Below are 22,471 nucleotides of genomic sequence, written 5' to 3' on the forward strand. Positions count from 1 at the left end.
TTGGATCAGATACAAGAGAAGCATACTACTGGTTTGGACCATGGGGCTATCTGTCCTGTGGTCCTATCCGGTTAAGGGAAGGGCAAAGGTAGCCCACATATTGCCTACGTTGTGGTCGTGGGTTGCAATGATCTAAGTCTTGATGACATACCGACTTAATAACGCCGATATCATGGTTGAAAAGGAATTAATATGATTTTCACAAGACGTCCATCTTTTGAACTATACCAAAATACGGGCGGATATCTCAAAACACGGACCTTATGCATCCAAATAATCCGGACAACATAAACGTCAACAAACGTACCGAAGGCGATATCAATAGTACACCAGCACGTAACCATTGGTTGAAAAATGAAGTGGACGATGCCACCAAGGAATTATTGACCAAGGATGCCCGGTACTTTCTGCATCAGGCACTTTCTACACCTTGTTTGGATGTCCTGAAAAATTGTTCGGGCCCACATATTGAAAATATTTCCGGCAAAAAATATCTCGATTTTCATGGCAACAACGTGCACCAAATCGGTTTCTCCCATCCAAAACTGACACAAAGGCTAACAGAACAATTAAATTCCCTGACCTTTTCCACGCGGCGCTACACAAACGAGATCGCGATCAACTTTGCCGAAAAATTGGCTTCTCTTTTGCCTTCGGACCTAAATCGTGTGTTATTGACCCCGAACGGTAGTTCGTCCATTGGCATTGCATTGAAATTGGCGCGTGCGGTAACTGGACGACATAAAGTGGTTTCCTTTTGGGATTCCTTTCATGGTGCCTCCTTGGATGCCATTAGCGTGGGTGGCGAATCCGTATTTCGGGAACATATGGGTCCCTTAATGCCCGGTGTGGAACGCATACCGCCACCTGTCTCCTATCGCGGTATCTTTGAAGGGGATGAATCCAAATGTCTGCAGCATTTGGAATATGTGTTTGCCAAAGAGGGTGACATTGGGGCGTTTTTAGCGGAGACCGTCCGTAACACGGACGTTCAGATTCCCTCAAAGGAATTCTGGAAAGAGGCACGCAATTTATGTGACAAGTATCGTGTGGTACTGATTTTGGATGAAATCCCTATAGCACTGGGAAGGACAGGAAAACTTTTCGCCTTTGAACATTATGGTATTGAACCGGATATTTTGTGTTTGGGTAAAGGACTTGGAGGAGGTGTTATTCCACAAGCGGCAATCGTGACTCGGGACGAATACAACCGTTTCGGTGCGATTTCCCTAGGGCATTATACCCATGAAAAGAGTCCCATGGGGGCTATGGCCGGACTGACTACCTTGGAAATTTTGGAGGAAGAAAAGATTCTGGAAAAAGTAAGGGAAGATGAGGTCTTTATGTGCAAGGCCATGAGCAAATTGCAAAATGAACATCATTGCATTGGAGATGTCCGTGGTTTGGGACTCCTATGGGGCATTGAACTGGTAAAGGATAGAAAAACCAAGGAAAAAGCCATTCTTGAAGCGGAAAGAGTAATGTACGAATGCCTTAAAAATGGCCTGAGTTTTAAGGTATCTGCGGGTAACGTACTGCAATTGGCCCCAGCACTCACCATTTCCAAAACCGAACTGGAAAAGGCGGTACAAATACTAAATGACGCAATCTTAAAAGTAAATAGCATAGCACCATGAGAAAAGTGAATTTAATATGGATTTGTTGCCTTGTATGGAGTGGTATCGAGGCACAAGATAAAATCCAATTTGTGGTGCAACCTTACATTCAGGATGCCGAACCGAATTCCATTAAAATAATGTGGGAAACCAATGAAGGCGATGAAAGTATCGTGGAATGGGGTACCACACCCAGATTGGGCAAAAAATCCAGGGGAAGGGCTTTTGATGTCAACTTTGGTCCTTCGCGGCTACATGAGGTACAATTGACAGGTTTAAAACGCTTTACCGCCTATTACTATCGGGTACGGACCCAGAATTTACGCTCCGATATTTTTCAGTTCAAAACACCCCCTTTTGCCAACGATGACGAATCCTTTAGCATGGTGGCTATGAGCGATATGCAATACGACCACAACTACCCCAATAAGTTTCAAGAAATTGTCAATGATGGGCTTTTGACCTATTTGCAAAATGAGCACGGAGGAGAGCTTTCAGATAACTTGGCGTTGGTGATGATTCCGGGTGATTTGGTCGAAAACGGGGGTAAGTATTACCAATGGAAGGAGCATTTCTTTAATCCCGCACAGAAATTGTTTGCCGAGGTGCCGGTGTATCCTGTATTGGGCAATCATGAAAGGAATTCGACTTTTTATTTCAAATATTTTAGCCTGCCCAAGAATGGCACCCCCGCCTATGCCGAACATTGGTGGTACAAGGATTATGGCAATACCCGGATTATCGGGCTCAATTCCAACGAGGGCTACGAGGATATCAAAGAGCAGTTTACTTGGTTGAAAGACCTCCTGGAGGACACGGCCAAAAACCCGGATATTGACTTTGTCTTTGCGCAACTGCACCATCCCCACAAATCCGAGCTCTGGATTCCCGGGGAACGGGAGTCCACGGGAAAGGTGGTACAACTGTTAGAAGAGTTCTCCACCAAGACAGGAAAGCCCAGTCTCCACTTTTTTGGGCACACGCATGGATATTCCCGAGGACAATCCAAAGACCATAAACATCTCTGGATCAATGTGGCCTCCGCAGGTGGGGCCATTGATAATTGGGGCGAATTTGAAGGTAGGGATTATGATGAGTTCAGCGTTACCCAGGACGAATACGGATTTGTAATGGTGGAGGTTGATGGAAATCCTGAAAATCCAAAGTTCACCATTAAACGGATAAGTAGAGGAAATGAAGAGAGATTTAGGGCCAATGAACTTCGCGATAGTATTACTATATGGAAGAACGATAAAAAACCAAAACCGCCAAAACCCATTTCGCCCATAGGGAATGAGCCAAGGGCATTTACCAATGTGGGCCTCAAAGCCAGTGAATTTACAAGTCGATTTAAGGGCGCCTTCCATGCCGCATCCCAATGGCAGGTGGCCACCTCCTCGGATTTTGAAAAACCCATAGTAGATCGTTGGAAACAACATGAAAATTGGTATTATCAAGAGAATCGGCAAAAGGATGATGACCTCACCGATGAAAAAACAGGCCGATTGAAACCCAATACCACCTATTATTGGCGGGTACGTTATAGAGATCAAAACTTGAATTGGAGCGATTGGTCCGAAACCGCATCGTTCAAAACCGGACAAAAATAAAAAACCCAAGAGGGGCAACAAGGCCCAAAAAACAAGGCCACAGTTCCCAAATAGCTTCTGCCATATTGAAATTATAAGAGATAGGGGAAAAACCACAAACGGAAATCCTCTTCAAATTATGGAGAATTAAGAAATGGATTATTATGATGTTTCCTTCATATTATTTTAACCCTCAATACAAGTTGAACCACGAGTTTTGCAATGTGATTATTTGAGTTAGTCTAGTTTGAGTTAGTTTGTTGAAACCGGTGTGTCTCGCGCACCGGTTTTTTTAACGCCTGTTTTGATAGTATCAAAAATAGACTCTTAGATAAAACTACTTGATCATCCTTCCGTCCAGTAGGTTAATGATCCGTGATCCATAGGCCGCATTTTTTTCGGAATGCGTCACTTGGATAATGGTTACGCCCTCGGAATTCAATTGCTTAAAGAGTTCCATAATTTCCTCGCTTTGCGAGGAGTTCAGGTTGCCTGTAGGCTCATCGGCCAAAATCAGTTTGGGGTTGGCAATCAATGCTCGGGCCACCCCGACCAGTTGTTGTTGGCCCCCGCTTAATTGCGTAGGGAAAAGATCTTTCTTTCCAACAATATTAAAACGGTCTAACATATCCGCAACCATAGCCTTACGCTCCGTTCCTTTGAATTTTTTGTACAATAAGGGCATTTCCAGATTTTCCTTAACGGTGAGCTCATCCAACAAATGATAGGATTGAAACACAAAACCAATGTATTCCTTATATAGATTGGCCCGATGCTTTTCCTTTAGGGTATGAACGGATTCATGGAGAAACTCATACTCTCCCTCATCAAAATTATCCAACATTCCAATGACGTTGAGCAAGGTAGATTTTCCGGAACCCGATGGACCCATGACCGAGATAAATTCCCCTTCCTCCACATCGAGATTGATATCCTTTAACAGGAAAAGACGTTGTCCGCCTGAGTTTACCCATTTAAAGATGTTCTTTAGTTGTAACAGCATAGTATTCGTTTTTATTTAAGATTTATTCTATTCTTCTTTTAAGGCATATATCGGATTGGCCAATGCCGCTTTTATGGATTGGAAGCTACAAGTCAATATAGCGATAATTAGGGTTATTGACCCTCCACTTAAAAACATCCAAAAAGACAATTCTATACGATAGGTAAAACCTTCCAGCCATTGATTCATGAAATAATACACCAAAGGTGCCGCAATTACAAAGGCCAAGGCAACCAAGCCTATGTATTCTTTCGTAAAAAGGGAAAGGTTTTCGAACAGTGTTGCCCCTAGGACTTTTCGTATCCCGATTTCCTTTGCCTTCTTTGAAATCATAAAGGACATTAATCCAAAAAGACCCAAACATCCAATGCTGATGGCCAAAATGGAAAAAATTCCAAAGCCCCTGAACATTAAATTCTCAACCATGTACTCCTTTTCGATGGAATCCTCCAAAAAATGATAATCATAGATTGAATTGCTAAAAGTCTGTTCCCAAACATTTTTGATCGTTCCCAATGACCCATAGTTGCCATCCGATAATTTTATAAACGCATTGTTTTGATAGTAGGTCCAATTTAATAGGATACATGGTGAAATTTCATACTGTAATGAATTATTGTTGAAGTCTCTTACCACACCAACGATCGTCGCCTGTCCTTCATTTATCTGGATTCTTTTCCCAATAGCCTCATCGGCATTCCAACCATAGGATTTTAGGAGCGTCTCGTTTACAATGAATTCGTCAAAAGCTTCCTTATTGCCCAAAAAGTTGCGTCCGGCAATCAACTCCATGTCATAAAAATCCAAATAGTGGATATCCGCAATTTTCATTTCGGCGTCCATAGCTTCTTCCTGGGATTGCTCTGGTAAACGATATGTAGTACCCAGTTGAAAACCATCCACGGCCATAGGAGGAGTGGAACCAAAGGCAACCTTGTCGATTCCCGTGTCCGCTAAAAGCCTTTCCCTATAGACTTCCAATTTCTCAAAGTCCGGGGTTTCCGTAATGACCACGGCATCCGAAGAAAAACCGGGATCCACCTTCCTAAAATGGTCCATTTGTATGGCCAAAACAATCGCTGCAATAATAAAAAGCTGTACAATTCCAAATTGAAAAGTAACCAATGATTTCCTAAGACTAAATCCATTCCCTCCCAAGAACCGCTTGCTGTTCCTCAAGGCTTGTATCGGTCTAAACGCCGAAACCACAAAAGCCGGATAAACCGCTGCCAATATTAGGGTAAGGCCTCCTATCAACAGAAGCATGCCTATATGGCTCCAACCCAATTCAAGTTGCAGGTCGATAATGGATAAATTTGTATTGAGAAGATTCAACAAAATACGGACGATAAATACAGAAAGCAGCAAAACACCGATGATGACAAGGCTATTTTCAAAGATGAACTGAACGATCAGATCAAAACGCCCGCCTCCCATTACTTTTCGCATACCTACCTCCTTTGATCGTGAATTGGACTGTGCCGTTAATAGGTTTACAAAGTTGATGATGGCAATAAGAAGAATAAATAATGCCACTGCAGAGGCCGTGTAAAGAATATTGGCCGGCATAATATAGCCCCCCGGACTATTGCCATACAAGGTTTCATTATGGATTTCCTTTAAAGGTTGAAGCACATATGAGATTCGCTTATCGTCCTGTGGGTTTAGGTATTTTTTCTTCCAACCGGCAATCTTCTTCTCCAAGGACCCTTTAATTTTGGTATCCCCTAAAACAATAAAAGTAGTCCCCTGATAATTGCCGGACCAATTTGTAGAAAAATATTCGTTATTGATCTTATAGAACTCGTAGGGAATAAGCATGGAATATTGATGGTCGGAATTCCCTGGAGGACTTGCCACCACTCCTGTTACTGTTAGAGGGTCTTTATTCTGTAAAAAAAGGGTCCTCCCCAAAATTGAATTATAGTTATCCTTTTCCAGTCCAAAAAACTTTTTCGCTATTTCCGCTGTCAGCACCACAGAATTTGTCCCGGAAAGCGCGGAATTTGAATCACCGGCCAACCACCGTACATCGAATACCCTGGGATATTCCGCATCTGCAAACAATACCTGTGATTCTTCAAACCGCTGGATATTCCCAAAGTTATCGGTTACCTGAAACTCTCGGCTAACGGGTCCGGAGATTTGGGTAACAACATCAATTTCGGGAAAATCATTACGCAATGCTTCCGCCAAAGGATAGGCCGTAGTATTCCAATACGTTGTCTGATCGGGCAAGGTATTGTGTTGCACCACTCGATAGGTCAAGTCCACATTGGAATGATGTGCATCAAAGGTAGATTCGTACCGCACAAAAATTAGGATTACCATACAGGCGCTGATTCCCAGGGTCAACCCCACGACATTGATAAAAGAACTCAGCTTGTTTTTCAACAAGTTTCTCCAGGCAATTTTAAAATAGTTTCTTAGCATAATCCGTTCCTTTTTATTCCTCTCTTAAACCTTTTATGGGATTGTTCATAGCTGCCCAGACCGTTTGTGATAAAACACTCCCCGAGCCCAGGAAAAACATAATCCCAATTCCAACAATTAGTATCCAGAGACTGAAATTTACATGATATGAAAATTCCTGTAACCAAAGCATATTTACAAAATAGGCTATTGGTGCCGTCACCAAAATTGCCAGGACGAACAACCATAGATACCCATTGGATAACCAAAAGGCTATTTGTTTGACCCCGGCGCCATGTACTTTTCGTATTCCAATTTCCTTTTTCTTTGACTCAGCGGTAAAGGCCGACATTCCCAAAAGGCCCAGTGATGCAATGGTAATGGCCAAAAAGGAAATAAACCCTAGAACATACATCATATCGGCAAATATGGAGTTTGTCGTTTTCAGTTCCTCTTCATAGAGTTCATACTTGAAAGAGTGCACCTTATCCAACTTCTTCCATTGCTCCTCCATGGACAAAAGCATTGGACCAATATCCGTGGTGGGATGGTAACGTACGTTCATATAAGCAAATTCATCAGGAAGGTACCGCATCAAAAGGGGCTCATCTTGATCTGCCTCGGTCAGCAAATCGAATATATAGTTCTTGGTCAGGCCAATGACTTGCACCGCAGTTTGGTCCTCACCGATTATTAGGAACTCTCCCACAATGTTCTTGGGTTCCTTGTATCCCAATAATTGGGCTAGGGCTTCATTAACAATGACCACAGTTTCCTCCTTTTTAGGTATAGATTCAGGAAAATTAGCCCCGGCGATCAATGGTAGTTTTAAATTGGGAATAAAATGCTGATCTATACCGATGTAACTGGATGATAAATCGGCTTCCGGCATTTGAGGGATCCTAATCTTTGTACTTCCACTATAGCCTCCCGTACCGGGAACGAACGAACTGGCGGATATGGTCTGAACGGCGGGATTTTGACCCAACTCATAGGCCAGGGTCCCATACGAGATCCCCTGAAGCTTTATGTTGACCACATTACCCTGATCAAAACCATATTCCTTTTCCAATAGATAATTCAACTGTGCGAAAATCAAGAGCGTGGTGATGATAAAAAACAAGGAGGCACAAAACTGTGCCAAAACCAAGCCTTTTCTTAACATAATACGTTTGCCATTGCCCAACGATATTCCTGAAAAACTCCGTAACGCCCTGATGGGGGAGAAGGAGGAAAGAAAAGAAGCAGGTAGCAATCCGGCTAGGCCACCGACCAAAACACTAAATCCAATAAATAGTACAAAGAGCATCAGGTCCGGAGTGAAATCCAAAATCAAAAACTGATTGATCCAAAGGCCCAAAAAGACTATGCTAAGTCCCTGAAGTATCCCAATGGCGACCGCCGAGGATAGGAGTGCAATTAGGACGGATTCAATGATGAACTGCACAAACACCTGGTAACGGGCAGCTCCCATGGTCTTTCTTACACCAACTTCCTTGGAACGGGTCAAAGATCTTGCAAAGGAGAGGTTTACGTAATTAAAACATGCGGAAAATAGGACCACCAATCCCAAAAACGACAGGAAATAAATGACCTCGATCGGCATGCGAAGGCTAATGGGATTTTGACGAAATGCGCCCGGGGTAATCTGTGAAAGGCGTTCCGGCTCAAAGGAAATGTTCACATTATCAAGAGCCTCATATTTTTCTTTGGAAATGTCCGCTAAAATAGGGGTCAAATCCATATCGGTCTTACCTTCCTGCAACAGGACATAGAGATAACCGTCAGAATAATTCTCCCAGTTATCAAAAGTCGCCTGGCTTTTGCCTTGTTTTACTAAAGAGGGAATAGTAGACATGGAGATCAAAAACTCAAATTGGATGTGGGAGGACAAGGTATTGTCCACAACACCGGTTACCACTAAATCGTTGATCAAGGTCTCTGTATTCTCTGTGGGAATCAAAGCAATGTCCATTGTATTTAGACCAATATCATTGAGTTTGACCGATTTTCCGATAGGATCTTCCTTCCCAAAAATTTTTTCGGAAGATTCTTTTGTCAATACTAGGGAGAAGGGTGCTTCCAATACTGTGGCAGGGTCTCCTTTTATTAGCTCAAAACTGAATATTTTGAAAAAACTGTCATCCGCATAGCGACCCGCCAAGGGGATTCGCTTGGTATCGTAAATCATATCCCCTCCCACAAAACTGGATTTAATGCGTACGGCATCTTCTATTATATGGGGATACCCCTCCAACAAAGTTGAAGCAAGGGGTAAGGGGGTGGAGGCAAAGGAGCCATTGTCCGTCTCGCTCAGAACACGAACGATGCGATCTCCTTTTTCGTGAAAATTGTCTATCCTTTTTTGCCCATATACCAACAGGATAATGAGTAGACAGGTAGCGATGCTTACGGATAGACCAAAAATATTGATCAAGGAAAACATTTTATGTTTCATTATGTTCCGTAACGCAACTTTTAAATAATTCCTTAGCATGGTATCACTATCTTAGTTATTCCGTTCGCAAACTCTTCACTGGGTTTTGCCTTGCGGCCTTAACCGTGCGTGTACCCACAGTCAAAAAGGCAATGACCATGGCCAACATTCCCGCACCTATAAAAAACCATATGTTCAATTCTATCCGGAACGCATACCCTTTAAGCCATTCGTTCATGGACCACCAGGCAATAGGGGAAGCAATTAAAAAAGCTATCACCACCAATTTTAGAAAATCCTTGGTCAGCATAAACGTTATGGACGAGATACTGGCACCTATCACCTTTCGGATACCGATCTCCTTGGTACGCTGATTGACCACGAGCAATGAAATGGCAAAAAGGCCGATACAACTCAACACTATGGCAATGACCGAGCCACTGGTGATCAAAGTAGCCATAACTTTTTCCCTACGAAACGTCCTATCCACATTTTCATCCAAAAAAGAGCCCAAGAATTCAGCGTTGGCCTCAATACGAGCCCAAGCTTGCTGTACGGCATCCATGGTTTCTACCACATCTCCAGGAGCGACCTTTACATAGGCGTAATAAAGATCCCAATTGCTATTGATGAACATGGTTAAGGGCTCGATTGTTTTATCCAATCGCTCAAAGTTGTAATCCTTTACCACTCCGATAACGGGATATTGAATGCTATCATTCATCATCACGTATCCGGTCAGTGGGTTGTCCTCACCGAGTTCCCTTGCCATTGCCTCGTTAATCACTACGCTCAAACTATCATTTGCAAAACCTCGCTGAAAACTTCTTCCGGCAACCATTTGGAGGCCCAAAGTCTCTACGTAATCGTAATCCACAGTTAAAAAATTGGTCCCTACAGTGCGGCCCTTATACTCAAACCCGTACAAACTTTTGGATGCGCTACCGTCCAGACCAAATCCCAAATTGTTATCGGCCGCCGTTACACTTAGGACGTCTGGATTGCCCCTTAATTCATGGCGTAACAATTGGACGGCCTCATAACTGTTCTTTTTCCCGTCCAAAGGAAAGGAAATTACCTGTTCCTTGTTAAAGCCTAGGTTTTTATTGCGCATAAAATCCAATTGACCCCATAGTACCAAAGTACCGCTTATTAATAGAATGGCGATGCTAAACTGAACTACCATTAGAATATCCCGGACCCTATTTTTTCCAGAAGCATCCAGCTTACCCTTTAAGGATTGTATGGTGCCCAATTTGCTCATCAACAGTGCGGGATACCCTCCCACAATAAACGTAATGAGAAGTACAACACTTAAAAAACCTGATATCATCCATGGCGAAGTAACCATGTCCAATGATACATCGGTACGGAAAATAGTCCTAAAATCATTGAGCAACAGCATGCTCATAACAATCCCTATGCCCGCGGAAGCCATAAACACAAAGAAACTCTCACTGCAAAATTGAAAGAAAAGTTGCGGTTTCTGAGCACCTAGGGTCTTTCGCATTCCAATTTCACGTAAGCGCTGTGTACTCTTGGCTATACTCATGTTGATGAAATTGACACAGGCGATAAAGAGAATGAGGAAGGCAATTCCTAAAACAACGTAGGGCTCCATTCGGCTTACTTTTAAAAATCCGTCGGGAAAACTCGCAAAATGCACATCCACCATAGGTAGCAGCCCAATTTGCCAATACAATCCATCTGCATTGGCCCGTGCGCCATCACGTTTTGCATTCTCTATCTGTTCTTGGTGGTGAAGTGCAATTAAGGGTCGACTACTTTTCTCAAATTGTTCTGGTGCAACGCCACTTTGCAATTGTACATAAATATCGTGATACCGATTATCCCAAGACTCCCGGTTTCCATTATATTCATAGTGTTTTTCAAAACGAACGGCCACATCAAACTCCAACGTGCTCTGAGAAGGATTATCTGCTACCACACTTGACACCGTAAAAGGTTGTTCCTCACCACTGATAAGGATGTTTACGGTTTGCCCAATCGCTTCCATTTGCCCGAACAATTTCTTCGCCGTGCTTTCCGTAATCACAATTGAAGATTGATTTTCCAAGGGATCATCCATACTACCCTTCAAGGCTGGGAAAGAGAACATGGCAAAAAAGTCCTTATCGACCCAAACGGCGTCCAAATTCAATTCGGTATCGCCATAAATGGTCAGAGCATCGTCTTGAACGCAACGTGAAATCCTTTCCACCCCTGGCACTTCAGCTTTTAGGGCTTCTGCAAAAGGAGCAGGGTGACTTACGCTTGCCGCGGTCCCCTTAGCGGTTTGTTCGGAAGAATATATCCTGTAAATATTGTCTGCATTCACATGAAATTTGTCATAGGTCAAATCAAAAAAGGCGGCCATCGACAACAAAATAGCCACGCCAAAGGCCACTGAAAGACCCAGTACATTCAAAAAGGTGAACGTCTTATCCTTCATTAAGTTCCTCCAACCGATTGTTAGATAGTTTTTAAGCATATTCTATACATTTAATTCTCTATTTTCTACTTTCTTTAGTTATACTTTCCATTCTTTTTTGCCGACTAAAGAGCCCTAAAAAGCATAAGAAAAGTGACAACAATTTTTTTTGATATTCATTTTTTAATTTGTTCTACTGATCCCTAAGGGCATTTACCGGATTTCTATTCGCCGCCTGAATGGCCTGTGAACCTACAGTAAGTAAAGCCACAACTAGGGCCGCCAACCCCGCCCCCAAAAAATACCATGCCCGCAAAGGAATACGGTAGGCAAATCCGGATAACCAGTTGTTGGTCAAAATGTAGGCCATAGGCAGCGCAACACAAACAGAAACCAAAACAAGTTTCGCAAATTGGCCGGAGAGCATCATCGTTACCTGTGCGGTACTTTGCCCCAATACCTTTCGGATACCAATTTCTTTTCTACGTCGTTCGGCATTGAAGGTGGCCAACCCAAAGAGGCCCAGGCAGGAAATCAGTATGGCAAGGCCCGCAAAATATTTGGATAGGACGGCGACCCTGCTCTCGGATTCGTAAAGGGTCTGGTAATCATCGTCCATAAAGGTAAATTCAAAGGGATATTCCGCTAGAAAACCTTGATAGAACTTTTCCAGACGCTCAAGAGTGGCCCTTTCCGTTCCGGCCTTGATTTTGACCATGATGTTCCTCCCGTGCGGATCCAACCTGAATATGAGCGGTTCCACTTGATTATGAAGTGACCCATAATGAAAATCTCCGACGACCCCTATAATCTGACTGCCACCGTTCATATCGATAGTTTGGCCCACGGGATCTTGCAGTCCCATTTTTTTTACTGCGGCCTCGTTCAATATAATCTTCGAGTAATCGTCATGGTAATCCCCAGAAAAAGTCCTTCCCTCCTTTAACGCAATGCCCAAGGTCTCGATAAAGTCGTAGCCGACCACTGGGGACTGAAAAAGGAAATCCCTATCCGAATCCTCTCCCCTCCAGGAAATACCACTTTGCCCATAAATCTCGTTTAGGATGTTCCCCGTCATGTTTGTGGCGTGTACGACTCCAGGCACTTCCCTTAACTCCGACATAAAGACATAGAATCTTTCATTGGATTTACCTTCCAATAGCCCGTTCCATTGATCGTATAACGCACCCTTCCATTGGAAACTAATAATATGGTCACGGTCATAGCCCATATTCTTGGTCTGGGTGTATTTGATCTGGTCATCTATCACCAATAAGCCAATGATAAAAATAATCGATAGGGCAAATTGAAAAATGACCAGTCCTTTTCTCGCCCATACCTCTTCTAAAGAGGTTTTGAATTTCCCCTTTAAGACCGTGACGGTCTTGAAGCCGGAAAGGTAAAATGCCGGGTAGATACCCGAAACAAGTCCGGTAAGCAATACAATACCGACGATAAACAATACCTGGTAAAAATCCATATTTAAATGAAGTTGTTTTCCTGCAATTTCATTGAACTGGGGAAGGAACAGGACTACAAAAAGGATAGCGACTACTAAGGACAGAACCACCATGAGCATGGATTCTCCCAAAAACTGAACTATCAACGTCCCCTTATTCGCCCCTACGGTCTTTTTTATCCCGATCTCCTTCATTTTACGGGATGCCAATGCCGTGGACAAGTTGATAAAATTAATACAGGCTATTAGGAGTATGAACAGGGCAATAATTGAAAACAACCGCACATAGGCTATTCTGCCGCCAACCGGCACACCGTTTTCATATTGTCCATAAAGATACTTTTTGGAGTATTGTTGGACGAACAGGGTGGCGTTGTCGTCCGAGTTATCCTTGGTATTTAGGAAACCTTCTATCTTCTTGTTGAACTGTTCGACGTCTGTACCTTTTTTTAGGGTCAAAAAAGTCTCTGCATAGCTACTGCCCCATCCTTTGGCCCACCGATCTTTTTCCAACAAGATTTCCATACTGATCAAGAAATCGAACTGAGCGGTAGCGTTGGCAGGTGGATTCTCAAAAACACCGGTGACCTGATATGCGCCCTCAAAGGAGGGATGTTTCCACTCAAGGGTTTTCCCGATGATGTTGTCTTGAGTACCGAAAACTCTCTTTGCCAAACTTTGTGATAGGACGATACCATTCTTCCCGGCCAGTACCTCATCCTTATCCCCTTGGAGAAGTTTATGGGAAAAGACGTCGAAAAAATCGGAACCCGCATGCCACCCAACAGCCTTTATATGATTGTCCCCGTCCGAAAGGATTCCTTCCCTGCTACGCCAAGAAAAAAAATCGTTAATGGCAACTGCATGTTCTACCTCCGGCATTTCCGCCAATAGGGCTTCCCCCAAAGGAACGGGTGTTCTGCCCTCTGTCTCGATGTCATCATCAAATTGGAAATTCTGCATGACCTGGTACAGTTGGGCATCTTTCTTATGGAACTTATCCACACGGAGCTCATCAAAAACCCATAAGCCAATCAACAACGTACAGGCTAATCCTGTGGACAGCCCAATCGTATTGATTAAAAAGGAGCTTTGGTTCTTTTTGATGTTCCTAAAAAAAAGTACGATGTTGTGTCTTAGCATTGTTTTTATTTTTTTGATAATGATATTTATCAGACCTGTCAGGTTTCAGAAACCTGACAGGTCTAAGAAGAACGGGTCATTCTTCCCGTAGTCCTTCCACAGGATTTTTATTCGCCGCCCCAATAGCCTGGCTACCTACCGTAAGCATTGCAATACCCAAGGCTACCAATCCTGCTGCCAGGAAATACCAAACATCTAGTGAAATGCGATAGGCAAATCCGGATAACCAATTTTTGACCAATAGGTAAGCCAAAGGCAGTGCAACCAATATGGAGACCAAAACTAGCTTTGCAAACTCGCTGGACAGCATAACCGTAACCTGGGTAGCACTTTGTCCCAATACCTTTCGGATACTGATTTCCTTCCGCCTACGCTCCGCGGTAAAAATGGCCAGCCCGAACAGTCCCAAACAGGAAATCAAAATGGCCATCCCGGCAAAGTATTTAGATAGCGTGGCCACGCGCTGTTCGGATTCATAAAGGGCTTTATAATTGTCATCCAAGAATTCAAACTCAAAGGGAAAGCCGGGATTAAACGTACCATAAAAATCCTGGAGCGCTGCTATCGCCTCCTTTTCCCTCCCGGCTTCTATACGCACCATGGCCTTGTTTAAAGCATCTGGCATCATGACCAGGAACAAAGGTTCTACCTTATCATGCAAGGACTTAAAATGGAAATCCTCTATGACACCTATTATCGTTCTTGGCCCAATGGCCTTACCAATGGGATTTTCAAACCCCATGGCCTTAATGGCAGTCTCGTTAAATATAATCCCTGTACTATCCGTTCCAAATTCACGACTAAAACCACGGCCTGTTTTCATTTTCATACCCATGGTCTCGATAAAATCAAAGTCCACGCCTACGATTTGAAACGAGATTTGGTCATTGGGATCCTTTCCTTCCCAATTGAGGCCTGTGGACCAGTTATGCCCGATCATACTATGGGTTGTCCCCGCAGCGTTCTTTACCCCAGGCAGTTGTTCAACTTCGGACATAAAGGTTTGCAGTTGATCTTTAACCTTACCTTCCAACTTAAAATACACCACATTGTCCCGTTCATATCCCAAATTCCGACTTTGGGTAAATTCTATTTGTTGATAGATGACCAATACGGAAACAATCAATATGATAGAGAGGGCAAACTGCACGACCACCAATCCCTTCCGGGTCCATAACTCTCCCAAGGAGCGGTTCAATTTTCCTCGAAGTACCGTAATGGCCTTAAATCCAGAAAGGTACAATGCGGGGTAGCTTCCAGCCAACAGTCCGGCCGTAATAGTTACCACCAACATAATCAGGATAAAACCAGGGTCCAAATCAAGAATCAATTGTTTTCCTATGATTGTATTGAACCTAGGAAGAAAAAGAATCACTAGCAATAGGGCAAGGGACAGTGCCATAAAGGCCATTAAAACGGATTCACTCAGAAACTGAAGGACAAATGCATCCCGCTTTGCGCCCACTGCTTTTTTTACACCAATTTCCTTTAAACGTTTGGAAGCCCTTGCCGTAGATAGGTTCATGAAATTGATACAGGCAATGACCAGGATTATACAGGCGATGATAGAGAATAACCGGACGTACTCAATCCTTCCCCCGACTTGTTTTCCATTTTCGTAGGTTCCATGCAGATAGTGTTCCGAATAGGGTACCAGGGTAGCGGTTCTAATAGTATTCTCGTTCCTATTTTTCCGAATCATGCGGACTTTGGCATCCAGGGCGGCCACATCGGCTCCCTCTTTGACCAACACATACACCTTTGGACCACTGCTGTTCCAGGTATGTAAGGAATTCCATGGGGACTCCACCCTTGAGGCCTCGGAAGATAGGGCAAAATCGAACTGTATGGTGGAATTGGAAGGTGTTCCCTCAAAAACCCCAGATACCCGGAACTGCCGGTCCTTTTCAAATTCTACCATCCTTCCGATAATATTTTCGGTTGTGTTGAACAGGTTCATGGCAAGCTTTTTGGAGAGTACAATCGAATTTGGATCGGACATAGCCTGGGCCCTGTCCCCTTGGAGCCATCCGTAGGAAAAAATGGAAAAGTAATCCTCCCCTACCAGTTGTCCCACAGCCTTAAGGTTTTTTTCACCTACGGAAAGCGTATGTTTCCCGAACCAGTCCGGTTGAATCGTTGCCGTGGCGTGCTCCACCTCAGGCATCTCCTCGACCAAAAGCTCGGCCATAGGTCCCGATGTCTCCATAAAGGTTTGAATGCCATCGCTAAATTCCAAATGTTCAATGACCTGGTAGATACGGTCGTGATTCTCGTGAAATTTGTCCACGTTCAATTCGTCCATGACCCAGAGGGCGATCAACAGTACACAGGCCAACCCCGTGGAAAGCCCAATGATATTGATCATGAAGGTGCTCTTGTTCTTTTTGATATTCCTAAAAAAAAGTAAGATATTCTGTTTTAACATGACATTATTGTTTTTTGATGAATCCTTCAATAACTCCTCTTCCATAGGGGTTTACTCCTCCCGTAACCCCTCAACGGGATTATGATTCGCGGCCCGTATGGCCTGCGAGCCAACGGTAAGCATGGCTATGGCAATTGCAGCGATTCCGGCCACCAAGAAATACGATACTTGCAACGGAATGCGATATGCAAAGCCGGACAACCAGTTTTGGGCCAATACATAGGCTATCGGAAGGCCAATGAGAACGGATATCAGAACCAATTTGGTGAATTCGCTGGAAAGCATTACTGCTACTTGTGCGGCACTTTGCCCCAACACCTTACGGATACTGATTTCCTTCTTTCTTCGTTCCGAGGTAAAAATTGCCAGCCCAAAGAGACCCAAACAAGAGATTAATATGGCCAGACCTGCAAAATATTTGGATAGCGCGGCCACACGCTTTTCCGATTCATATAACGACTGATAATTCTGATCCAGAAAACTGAACTCAAAAGGCATTTCCGAAATAAAATAGTCCCGATATACCTGCTTTATGCGCTCTAGGGTTGCGGTCGTTGTTCCTGGTTCCATTCGTACCACAATTTTGGAAGCAAATCCTGTATCGCTCAAGGTCATAAATACAGGCAAGATTTTTTTATACAGTTTGTCAATATGAAAATTCTTCACTACTCCGATAATCTCTCGATCCTCTCCCCAAAGATTAATGACTTTTCCTATCGGATCTTCTATGCCCATTTGGGCGATGGCCGCCTCGTTGAAAATGATTTTTTCCTTTTCTGTTTTAAAATTTCTGGAATACGTTCTTCCCTCCTTCAATTCCATTTGTAACGTCTCTATAAAATCGTACCCTCCGGCAATTTGGGCAAAAAGTGCATCTCTCTCCGTATCCTTTCCGGGCCAATCGATTCCAGTAGTGGTTCCAAAATCGGCCATCATCGTATGCCTAAAATTCGAGGCGTTAAGGACACCAGGGGTATTTCTTAATAGTTGTACAAAGCCTTCAATATGGACGGTGGACATCTCCTTAACATCTTCAGCCTTGCCGGTATCGGCGCCAAGAACACCCGATGAGAACCAGATGACATTGTTCCGATTAAATCCTAAATTTTTGTCTTGGATAAAATCCATTTGTTTATAAACGATGATTACGGATACTATGAGGATTACCGATGTTACAAACTGGAATATTACAAGGCCTTTTCGGGCAAAATTGCCGCTAAAACTTTTGAGCAACTGCCCTTTTAGTCCATTGAGTGCAGAAAGACCCGATAGGTATAGGGCAGGATACGCCCCGGCAGCAATACCCGTTGCCAAGGTAATAATCACCATGCCCAATATCAGGCCGGTATTAAAGGATAGGGTTAGTTCTTTTCCGGAAATACCATTAAACTGAGGCAATACTAATTTAACGACCACCAATGCCATTAGAATGGAAACGGTTACCATCATAATCGATTCCATTACAAATTGAAGCATCAAACTTTTTCGTTTGGCCCCTACCGATTTTTTAACGCCAATTTCCTTCATTCGTGTCGAAGCCGTTGCCGTTGCCATATTGATGAAGTTGACGCAGGCAATAATCAATATTAAAAGGGCAATTAAGGAAAACAGTCGAACATATTGGATTCTTCCCCCTGCTACCGTCCCATTTTCATAATTACCATATAAATACCTTTCGGAATAGCGCTGTACCAGATAGGTTTCCGGAAAATTTTCGTTCCTGGTCTTTAGAAAATTCTTGATTTTCGCATTGAATGCGGGGAGATCGGTGTTTGACTCCAGCAGAACATACGTCTTTGCATCACTATCACGCCAGTCCCGTAAATCTTCGTTCTGCGCAATAAAGACTTCCATATTGAACACAGCATCAAACTGTGCCGTGGAGTTCTTAGGTAATTTCTTAAAAACCCCAGAAACTGTGTAGGAGCCTCCATATTCATCATGCAACCATTCCAATGTCTTGCCTACCGCATTTTTAGTTAGGAATAACTTCTCTGCCATTTCCTCCGAAATGACTACAGAGTTGGTGTGGGCAAGTACCTCATCTGGATTTCCATGGCGCAAGGGAAAGGTAAACATGTTGAAATAGTCTTTGCCAGCAAATTGATTTATTGCCTTGAAAAATCTATTTCCTCCATCGGACAACAAAAACTTTTCACCCTCAAACCATGAATTATCCAGTACAGTAGTCGATTGTACCACCTCCGGGAATTCATCAAGAAGCGCCTTGGCCAATGGCCCTTGGGTTGCCTCGTCTGTTTCTATACCATTAGGCGTGGGCAGATTTTGCAGTATTTGGACCAAGCTGTCCCTATTTTCATGGAAACGGTCCACGCTCAATTCGTCCACTACCCATATGGCGATAAGCAAGGTGCAGGCCAATCCCGAAGACATACCTATAACATTGATCAAAAAGGTGTTTCTATGTTTCCTTATATTTCGGAGAAACAGTTTTAGATTGTGCTTTAGCATAATTTGTTGTTTTCTTGGTTGACCCAAATGACCACCGGGGCGGTTTCAACATGTATTCAACATTTGGTTTTGCTCCTTTTTACCCCAATGGTCATTGGATTTTTCTTCCCTAAGCCACAAATTGGGCACATGTTATGGAGCATGCCGATTGCATCATTCCCAAGGGAAGTAAACATATCCTTACTTCTTGGATACTGATCCCGAGCCGGAAATCTGATTAAGCACTTTACTGGGATTACCCCGATATTGGATATTCCCGGAGCCGGACACTCTTGATGTCAGGGATTCGTTTACCGTCACCTCAACATCGGAGGAGCCGGAGAGCTCCAATGTAGCCTCATCGACTACCAGTTCATAGGCCCTCACATTGGAAGATCCTGAAGACCGTATCCTAAGCTCTTCGCTGTTGCCTTTTAAATCGATGTCGCTGGAACCTGAGGTCGCCACCGTAATATTCGCTGCATCTATCGTTAAATCAATATGTTTTGCGCCCGATACTTGGATGTCCATATCATCGGTTCTAAGTGTCTTCGTTCCAATAAAATCACCAGATCCCGAAAGGCGGATCTTATCGATTTCGTCGACGGAAACCGTTATGAAAACGCCTTCGCCACGGGAAGGAATAAGTTGCTTATTATCCCTTGATTTTATATGCAACGTACCTCTCCTGACCTCTGTTTCGATATTGTCCAAGATATTCTCCTCCCCCTTGAGCGTTAGTTCCCCTTCCTTACCATCGATTAGCTGAATATCATAAAATCCACTTGCAGAAATACCATTATAGGTATCCGTAGTTCTCTCTACGGTCACTACATGGCCATTTCCTTTGATTTTTTTGCCACGCTGGGCATGGGTTATGGTTATACAAACGATTAAGGCAATAAGTGTGATTACATTTTTCATTTTCTATGTTTTTTCATTTTTTAATTAAATTGATTATTTGGCAATCACTCTTCCCGCAACGCCTCTACCGGGTTCATACTTGCCGCTTTAAAACTCTGCCAACTTACTGTAAACAAGGCAATGGTAAATGTGGTGAGACCGGCCAAGGCAAATATCCACCAGCTAATGCTCGTTTTATAGGCAAACCCTTCCAACCACTTCTCCAAACCGTACCATGCCAAGGGAACAGCGATTAAAAATGCTAGTACTACCCACTTTAAAAAGTCCTTGTTCAAGAGTGAAAGAATTTGTGCGATAGTCGCACCATTTACCTTTCGGATACCAATTTCCTTGGTTCTCTGGGCCATGGCATATGACGAAAGTGCAAAGAGACCGATGCAGGAGAGGATAATGGCCAAGATGGAAAACCAGGTAATGAGCGTGTTTACCCTTTCGTATTCCTTATAATATTCATTAAGCTTGCTATCCGCAAAGTAATGGTTCAGGACACCATCGGGTAGCATCTGCTTCCATTTTTCCTGCAACAGCCTTATTACTTGGAGACCAGAACCTTTTTTTGCCCGTATCGTCAAGTAGTCCCAGTCCATAAAATTCTCCCGCTCCGAGTAAAAATGAGCCAAGGGTTGATTTTCATGTTGAGATCCCTGATAGCTAAAATCATCTATTACGCCTATTATGCGGTAAGATCGACCACTTTCGGAACCCTCGCGCAAAATCTGTCCCTCCGCTTTTTCAAATCCGAGTTCTTTCATGGCGGTCTTGTTTAGGACAACGGTATTCCCCAAGGATGTTGGAGGTTGGTCAAAACCATGGCCGCTTACTACAGGAATGCCCATGGTCTTAAAATAGTTCTCTCCTACGTAGGACTTTCTGAGATATATATTGGGCACCGTGCTTTTGGCTTCGGGGTAAAATGTATTGTAGTTTTCATCATAATCCCCAGGGACACTCCCGGTAAAGCCAACGGATAGCACATAAGGACTGGCACTAAGTTCCTTGGAAATTACCTCGAGGTTTTGTGATGCAACGGCCAAATCCTGATGTTGCCAATAATCCGTCTGGGCAACAATGACATTTTCATTATCAAATTTTGGGTCTTTTTCAATCATGTAATCGATCTGCTTGCGAATTAAAAGTGTGCCTGAAATCAATACAATGGCAATGGCGAATTGCACAACAATTGAGGAGTATTTTGAAAATACGGGCCTATTTCCTGAAAAAACCTTTCCTTTGAGACTATCTATCAACTTCCCTTTGGCCCATAAAAGGGACGGTACCGTTCCTGAAACCAGACCTACAACAATCCAGATTCCAAGTAGAGTGCCTCCCAAATAGATGGGTTGTACCGATTGAAATTTTAAGCTTGAGTCGAATAAGGTATTGAACATAGGAAGTAAAAAAGTAATCGCAAGTACTACGCCCAATGCCAAGGCCATTAGACCAACAAAAAACGATTCGACCATAATCTGGTACATTAAATGGCCTTTGGCAGCTCCATGTACTTTTTTAATCCCGATTTCCTTAGTACGGGAGAGGGCTTGGGTAATAGTAAGGTTAATGAAGTTTACGATGGCAATTCCAAGAATCCCCAAAGCCACCAAGGCCAAAATTATGATCAATGCCTTGTTGGATTCTATTTCGGAATGGTAATCACCAAGGGGCAAAAGATTAAGGATGGTCTTGTTCTGACCTACTGGAAGAAAGTTTTCCCTAACGATGTCCTGTAACTTGGATTGGATGCTCTTTGGTGAAATACCATCCTGAAGAACCAGGTAGGTTTCGGAAAAGGTATTGTACCAATCATGTACGTCCTTGATCCATGGCGAGATTTCCTCTCCTGTTTCGTATGAGGTTACAATATCAAATGTTACGGACGAATTTTCGGGAATGTCCACCACACCGGTTACGGTAAGGAACATGTCCTCAAAACCTATCTGCAACTTTTTTCCAAAGGCCGGAGTATCTCCAAAATACTTTTTAGCGAAGGGCTTGCTAATGACCGCGCTATATTTTTCATGAAGTACGTAGGGTGATGTGCCTTGGATAAAAGGAAAGGTAAATACCGAGAAAAAATCTTTGTCCACATAAAGGACATTTTCCTGAAATGCCACATCCCCATTACTTAATCTGTATGCATCCCAATCAAAAATTCGAGTCCCTTTTTCCACTTCCGGGACATCTTCCAATAGTTTGGGCAGCAAAGGTCCCTTGGTCTGGATACTTTCTCCTTCGCGGACCCTATAAATATTGGCCAAATTTTCATTGAATTGATTGTATGTAAAATCATTGTAAACATATAGGGCCAAGACCAAAAACGAAGCGATTCCTATACCCAGCCCTGTTGTATTGATTAAAAAAGTGCCTTTGTTCCTTTTGATATTTCGAAGAAATAATAATACGTTCTGTTTTAGCATGCGTCGTTATTTTAGAGGTCTATCCAATACATTTTGTTCTCCTGAACATAACCGTTTTTTGAAGGTCCAGAACCAAGGCTGCAACTACGTTTGAAGCCAAATCGATTTTTATGCCAAAAACATAAATTTCTTACAATCAATATTTTACGATTAAAAATCGAAAT

11 protein-coding genes are annotated in these 22,471 nt (G+C 43.2%); 2 read left to right on the plus strand and 9 right to left on the minus strand.

Annotated features, from left to right (window positions below):
- Nucleotides 1-263: 263 nt before the first annotated feature.
- Nucleotides 264-1,637, plus strand: coding sequence for an aspartate aminotransferase family protein (locus Q0993_RS12390; protein ID WP_299533445.1), 1,374 nt, complete (start codon nucleotides 264-266; stop codon nucleotides 1,635-1,637).
- On the plus strand, nucleotides 1,634-3,226 hold the full coding sequence (locus tag Q0993_RS12395) for a fibronectin type III domain-containing protein (RefSeq protein ID WP_299533447.1): 1,593 nt from the start codon (nucleotides 1,634-1,636) through the stop codon (nucleotides 3,224-3,226). Before Q0993_RS12390 ends, Q0993_RS12395 begins: the two co-directional genes overlap by 4 nt.
- A 316-nt stretch (nucleotides 3,227-3,542) precedes the next feature.
- Here Q0993_RS12395 and Q0993_RS12400 read toward each other — a convergent pair whose 3' ends face one another.
- The 9 genes from Q0993_RS12400 to Q0993_RS12440 form a co-directional block, all read right to left on the minus strand.
- Nucleotides 3,543-4,208: an ABC transporter ATP-binding protein gene (locus Q0993_RS12400; protein ID WP_299533449.1), complete on the minus strand. Its 666-nt coding sequence runs from the start codon at nucleotides 4,206-4,208 to the stop codon at nucleotides 3,543-3,545.
- Between the two features lie 27 nt (nucleotides 4,209-4,235).
- Nucleotides 4,236-6,641, minus strand: a complete 2,406-nt coding sequence (locus Q0993_RS12405; RefSeq protein WP_299533451.1) for an ABC transporter permease — start codon at nucleotides 6,639-6,641, stop codon at nucleotides 4,236-4,238.
- A 13-nt stretch (nucleotides 6,642-6,654) separates the two neighbouring features.
- On the minus strand, nucleotides 6,655-9,078 hold the full coding sequence (locus Q0993_RS12410; RefSeq protein ID WP_299533453.1) for an ABC transporter permease: 2,424 nt from the start codon (nucleotides 9,076-9,078) through the stop codon (nucleotides 6,655-6,657).
- Nucleotides 9,079-9,133: 55 nt separating this feature from the next.
- Entirely contained in the window at nucleotides 9,134-11,548 is a 2,415-nt protein-coding gene (locus tag Q0993_RS12415) for an ABC transporter permease (RefSeq protein WP_299533455.1), read from the minus strand.
- Nucleotides 11,549-11,681: 133 nt separating this feature from the next.
- Entirely contained in the window at nucleotides 11,682-14,090 is a 2,409-nt protein-coding gene (locus tag Q0993_RS12420; RefSeq protein ID WP_299533457.1) for an ABC transporter permease, read from the minus strand.
- Nucleotides 14,091-14,166: 76 nt separating this feature from the next.
- The gene (locus tag Q0993_RS12425) at nucleotides 14,167-16,518 is read right to left on the minus strand and encodes an ABC transporter permease (protein ID WP_299533458.1); all 2,352 of its coding nucleotides are present in this window, start codon (nucleotides 16,516-16,518) and stop codon (nucleotides 14,167-14,169) included.
- A 51-nt stretch (nucleotides 16,519-16,569) separates the two neighbouring features.
- Nucleotides 16,570-18,990 (minus strand): ABC transporter permease, encoded by a 2,421-nt coding sequence (locus tag Q0993_RS12430; protein WP_299533460.1) that lies wholly within the window; start codon nucleotides 18,988-18,990, stop codon nucleotides 16,570-16,572.
- Between the two features lie 180 nt (nucleotides 18,991-19,170).
- Entirely contained in the window at nucleotides 19,171-19,893 is a 723-nt protein-coding gene (locus Q0993_RS12435; RefSeq protein ID WP_299533462.1) for a head GIN domain-containing protein, read from the minus strand.
- A gap of 44 nt (nucleotides 19,894-19,937) precedes the next feature.
- Entirely contained in the window at nucleotides 19,938-22,307 is a 2,370-nt protein-coding gene (locus tag Q0993_RS12440) for an ABC transporter permease (RefSeq protein ID WP_299533464.1), read from the minus strand.
- Nucleotides 22,308-22,471 lie beyond the last annotated feature (164 nt).

This window comes from Ulvibacterium sp. (assembly GCF_028285715.1).
In the GTDB taxonomy this organism is placed as follows: Bacteria; Bacteroidota; Bacteroidia; order Flavobacteriales; family Flavobacteriaceae; genus Ulvibacterium.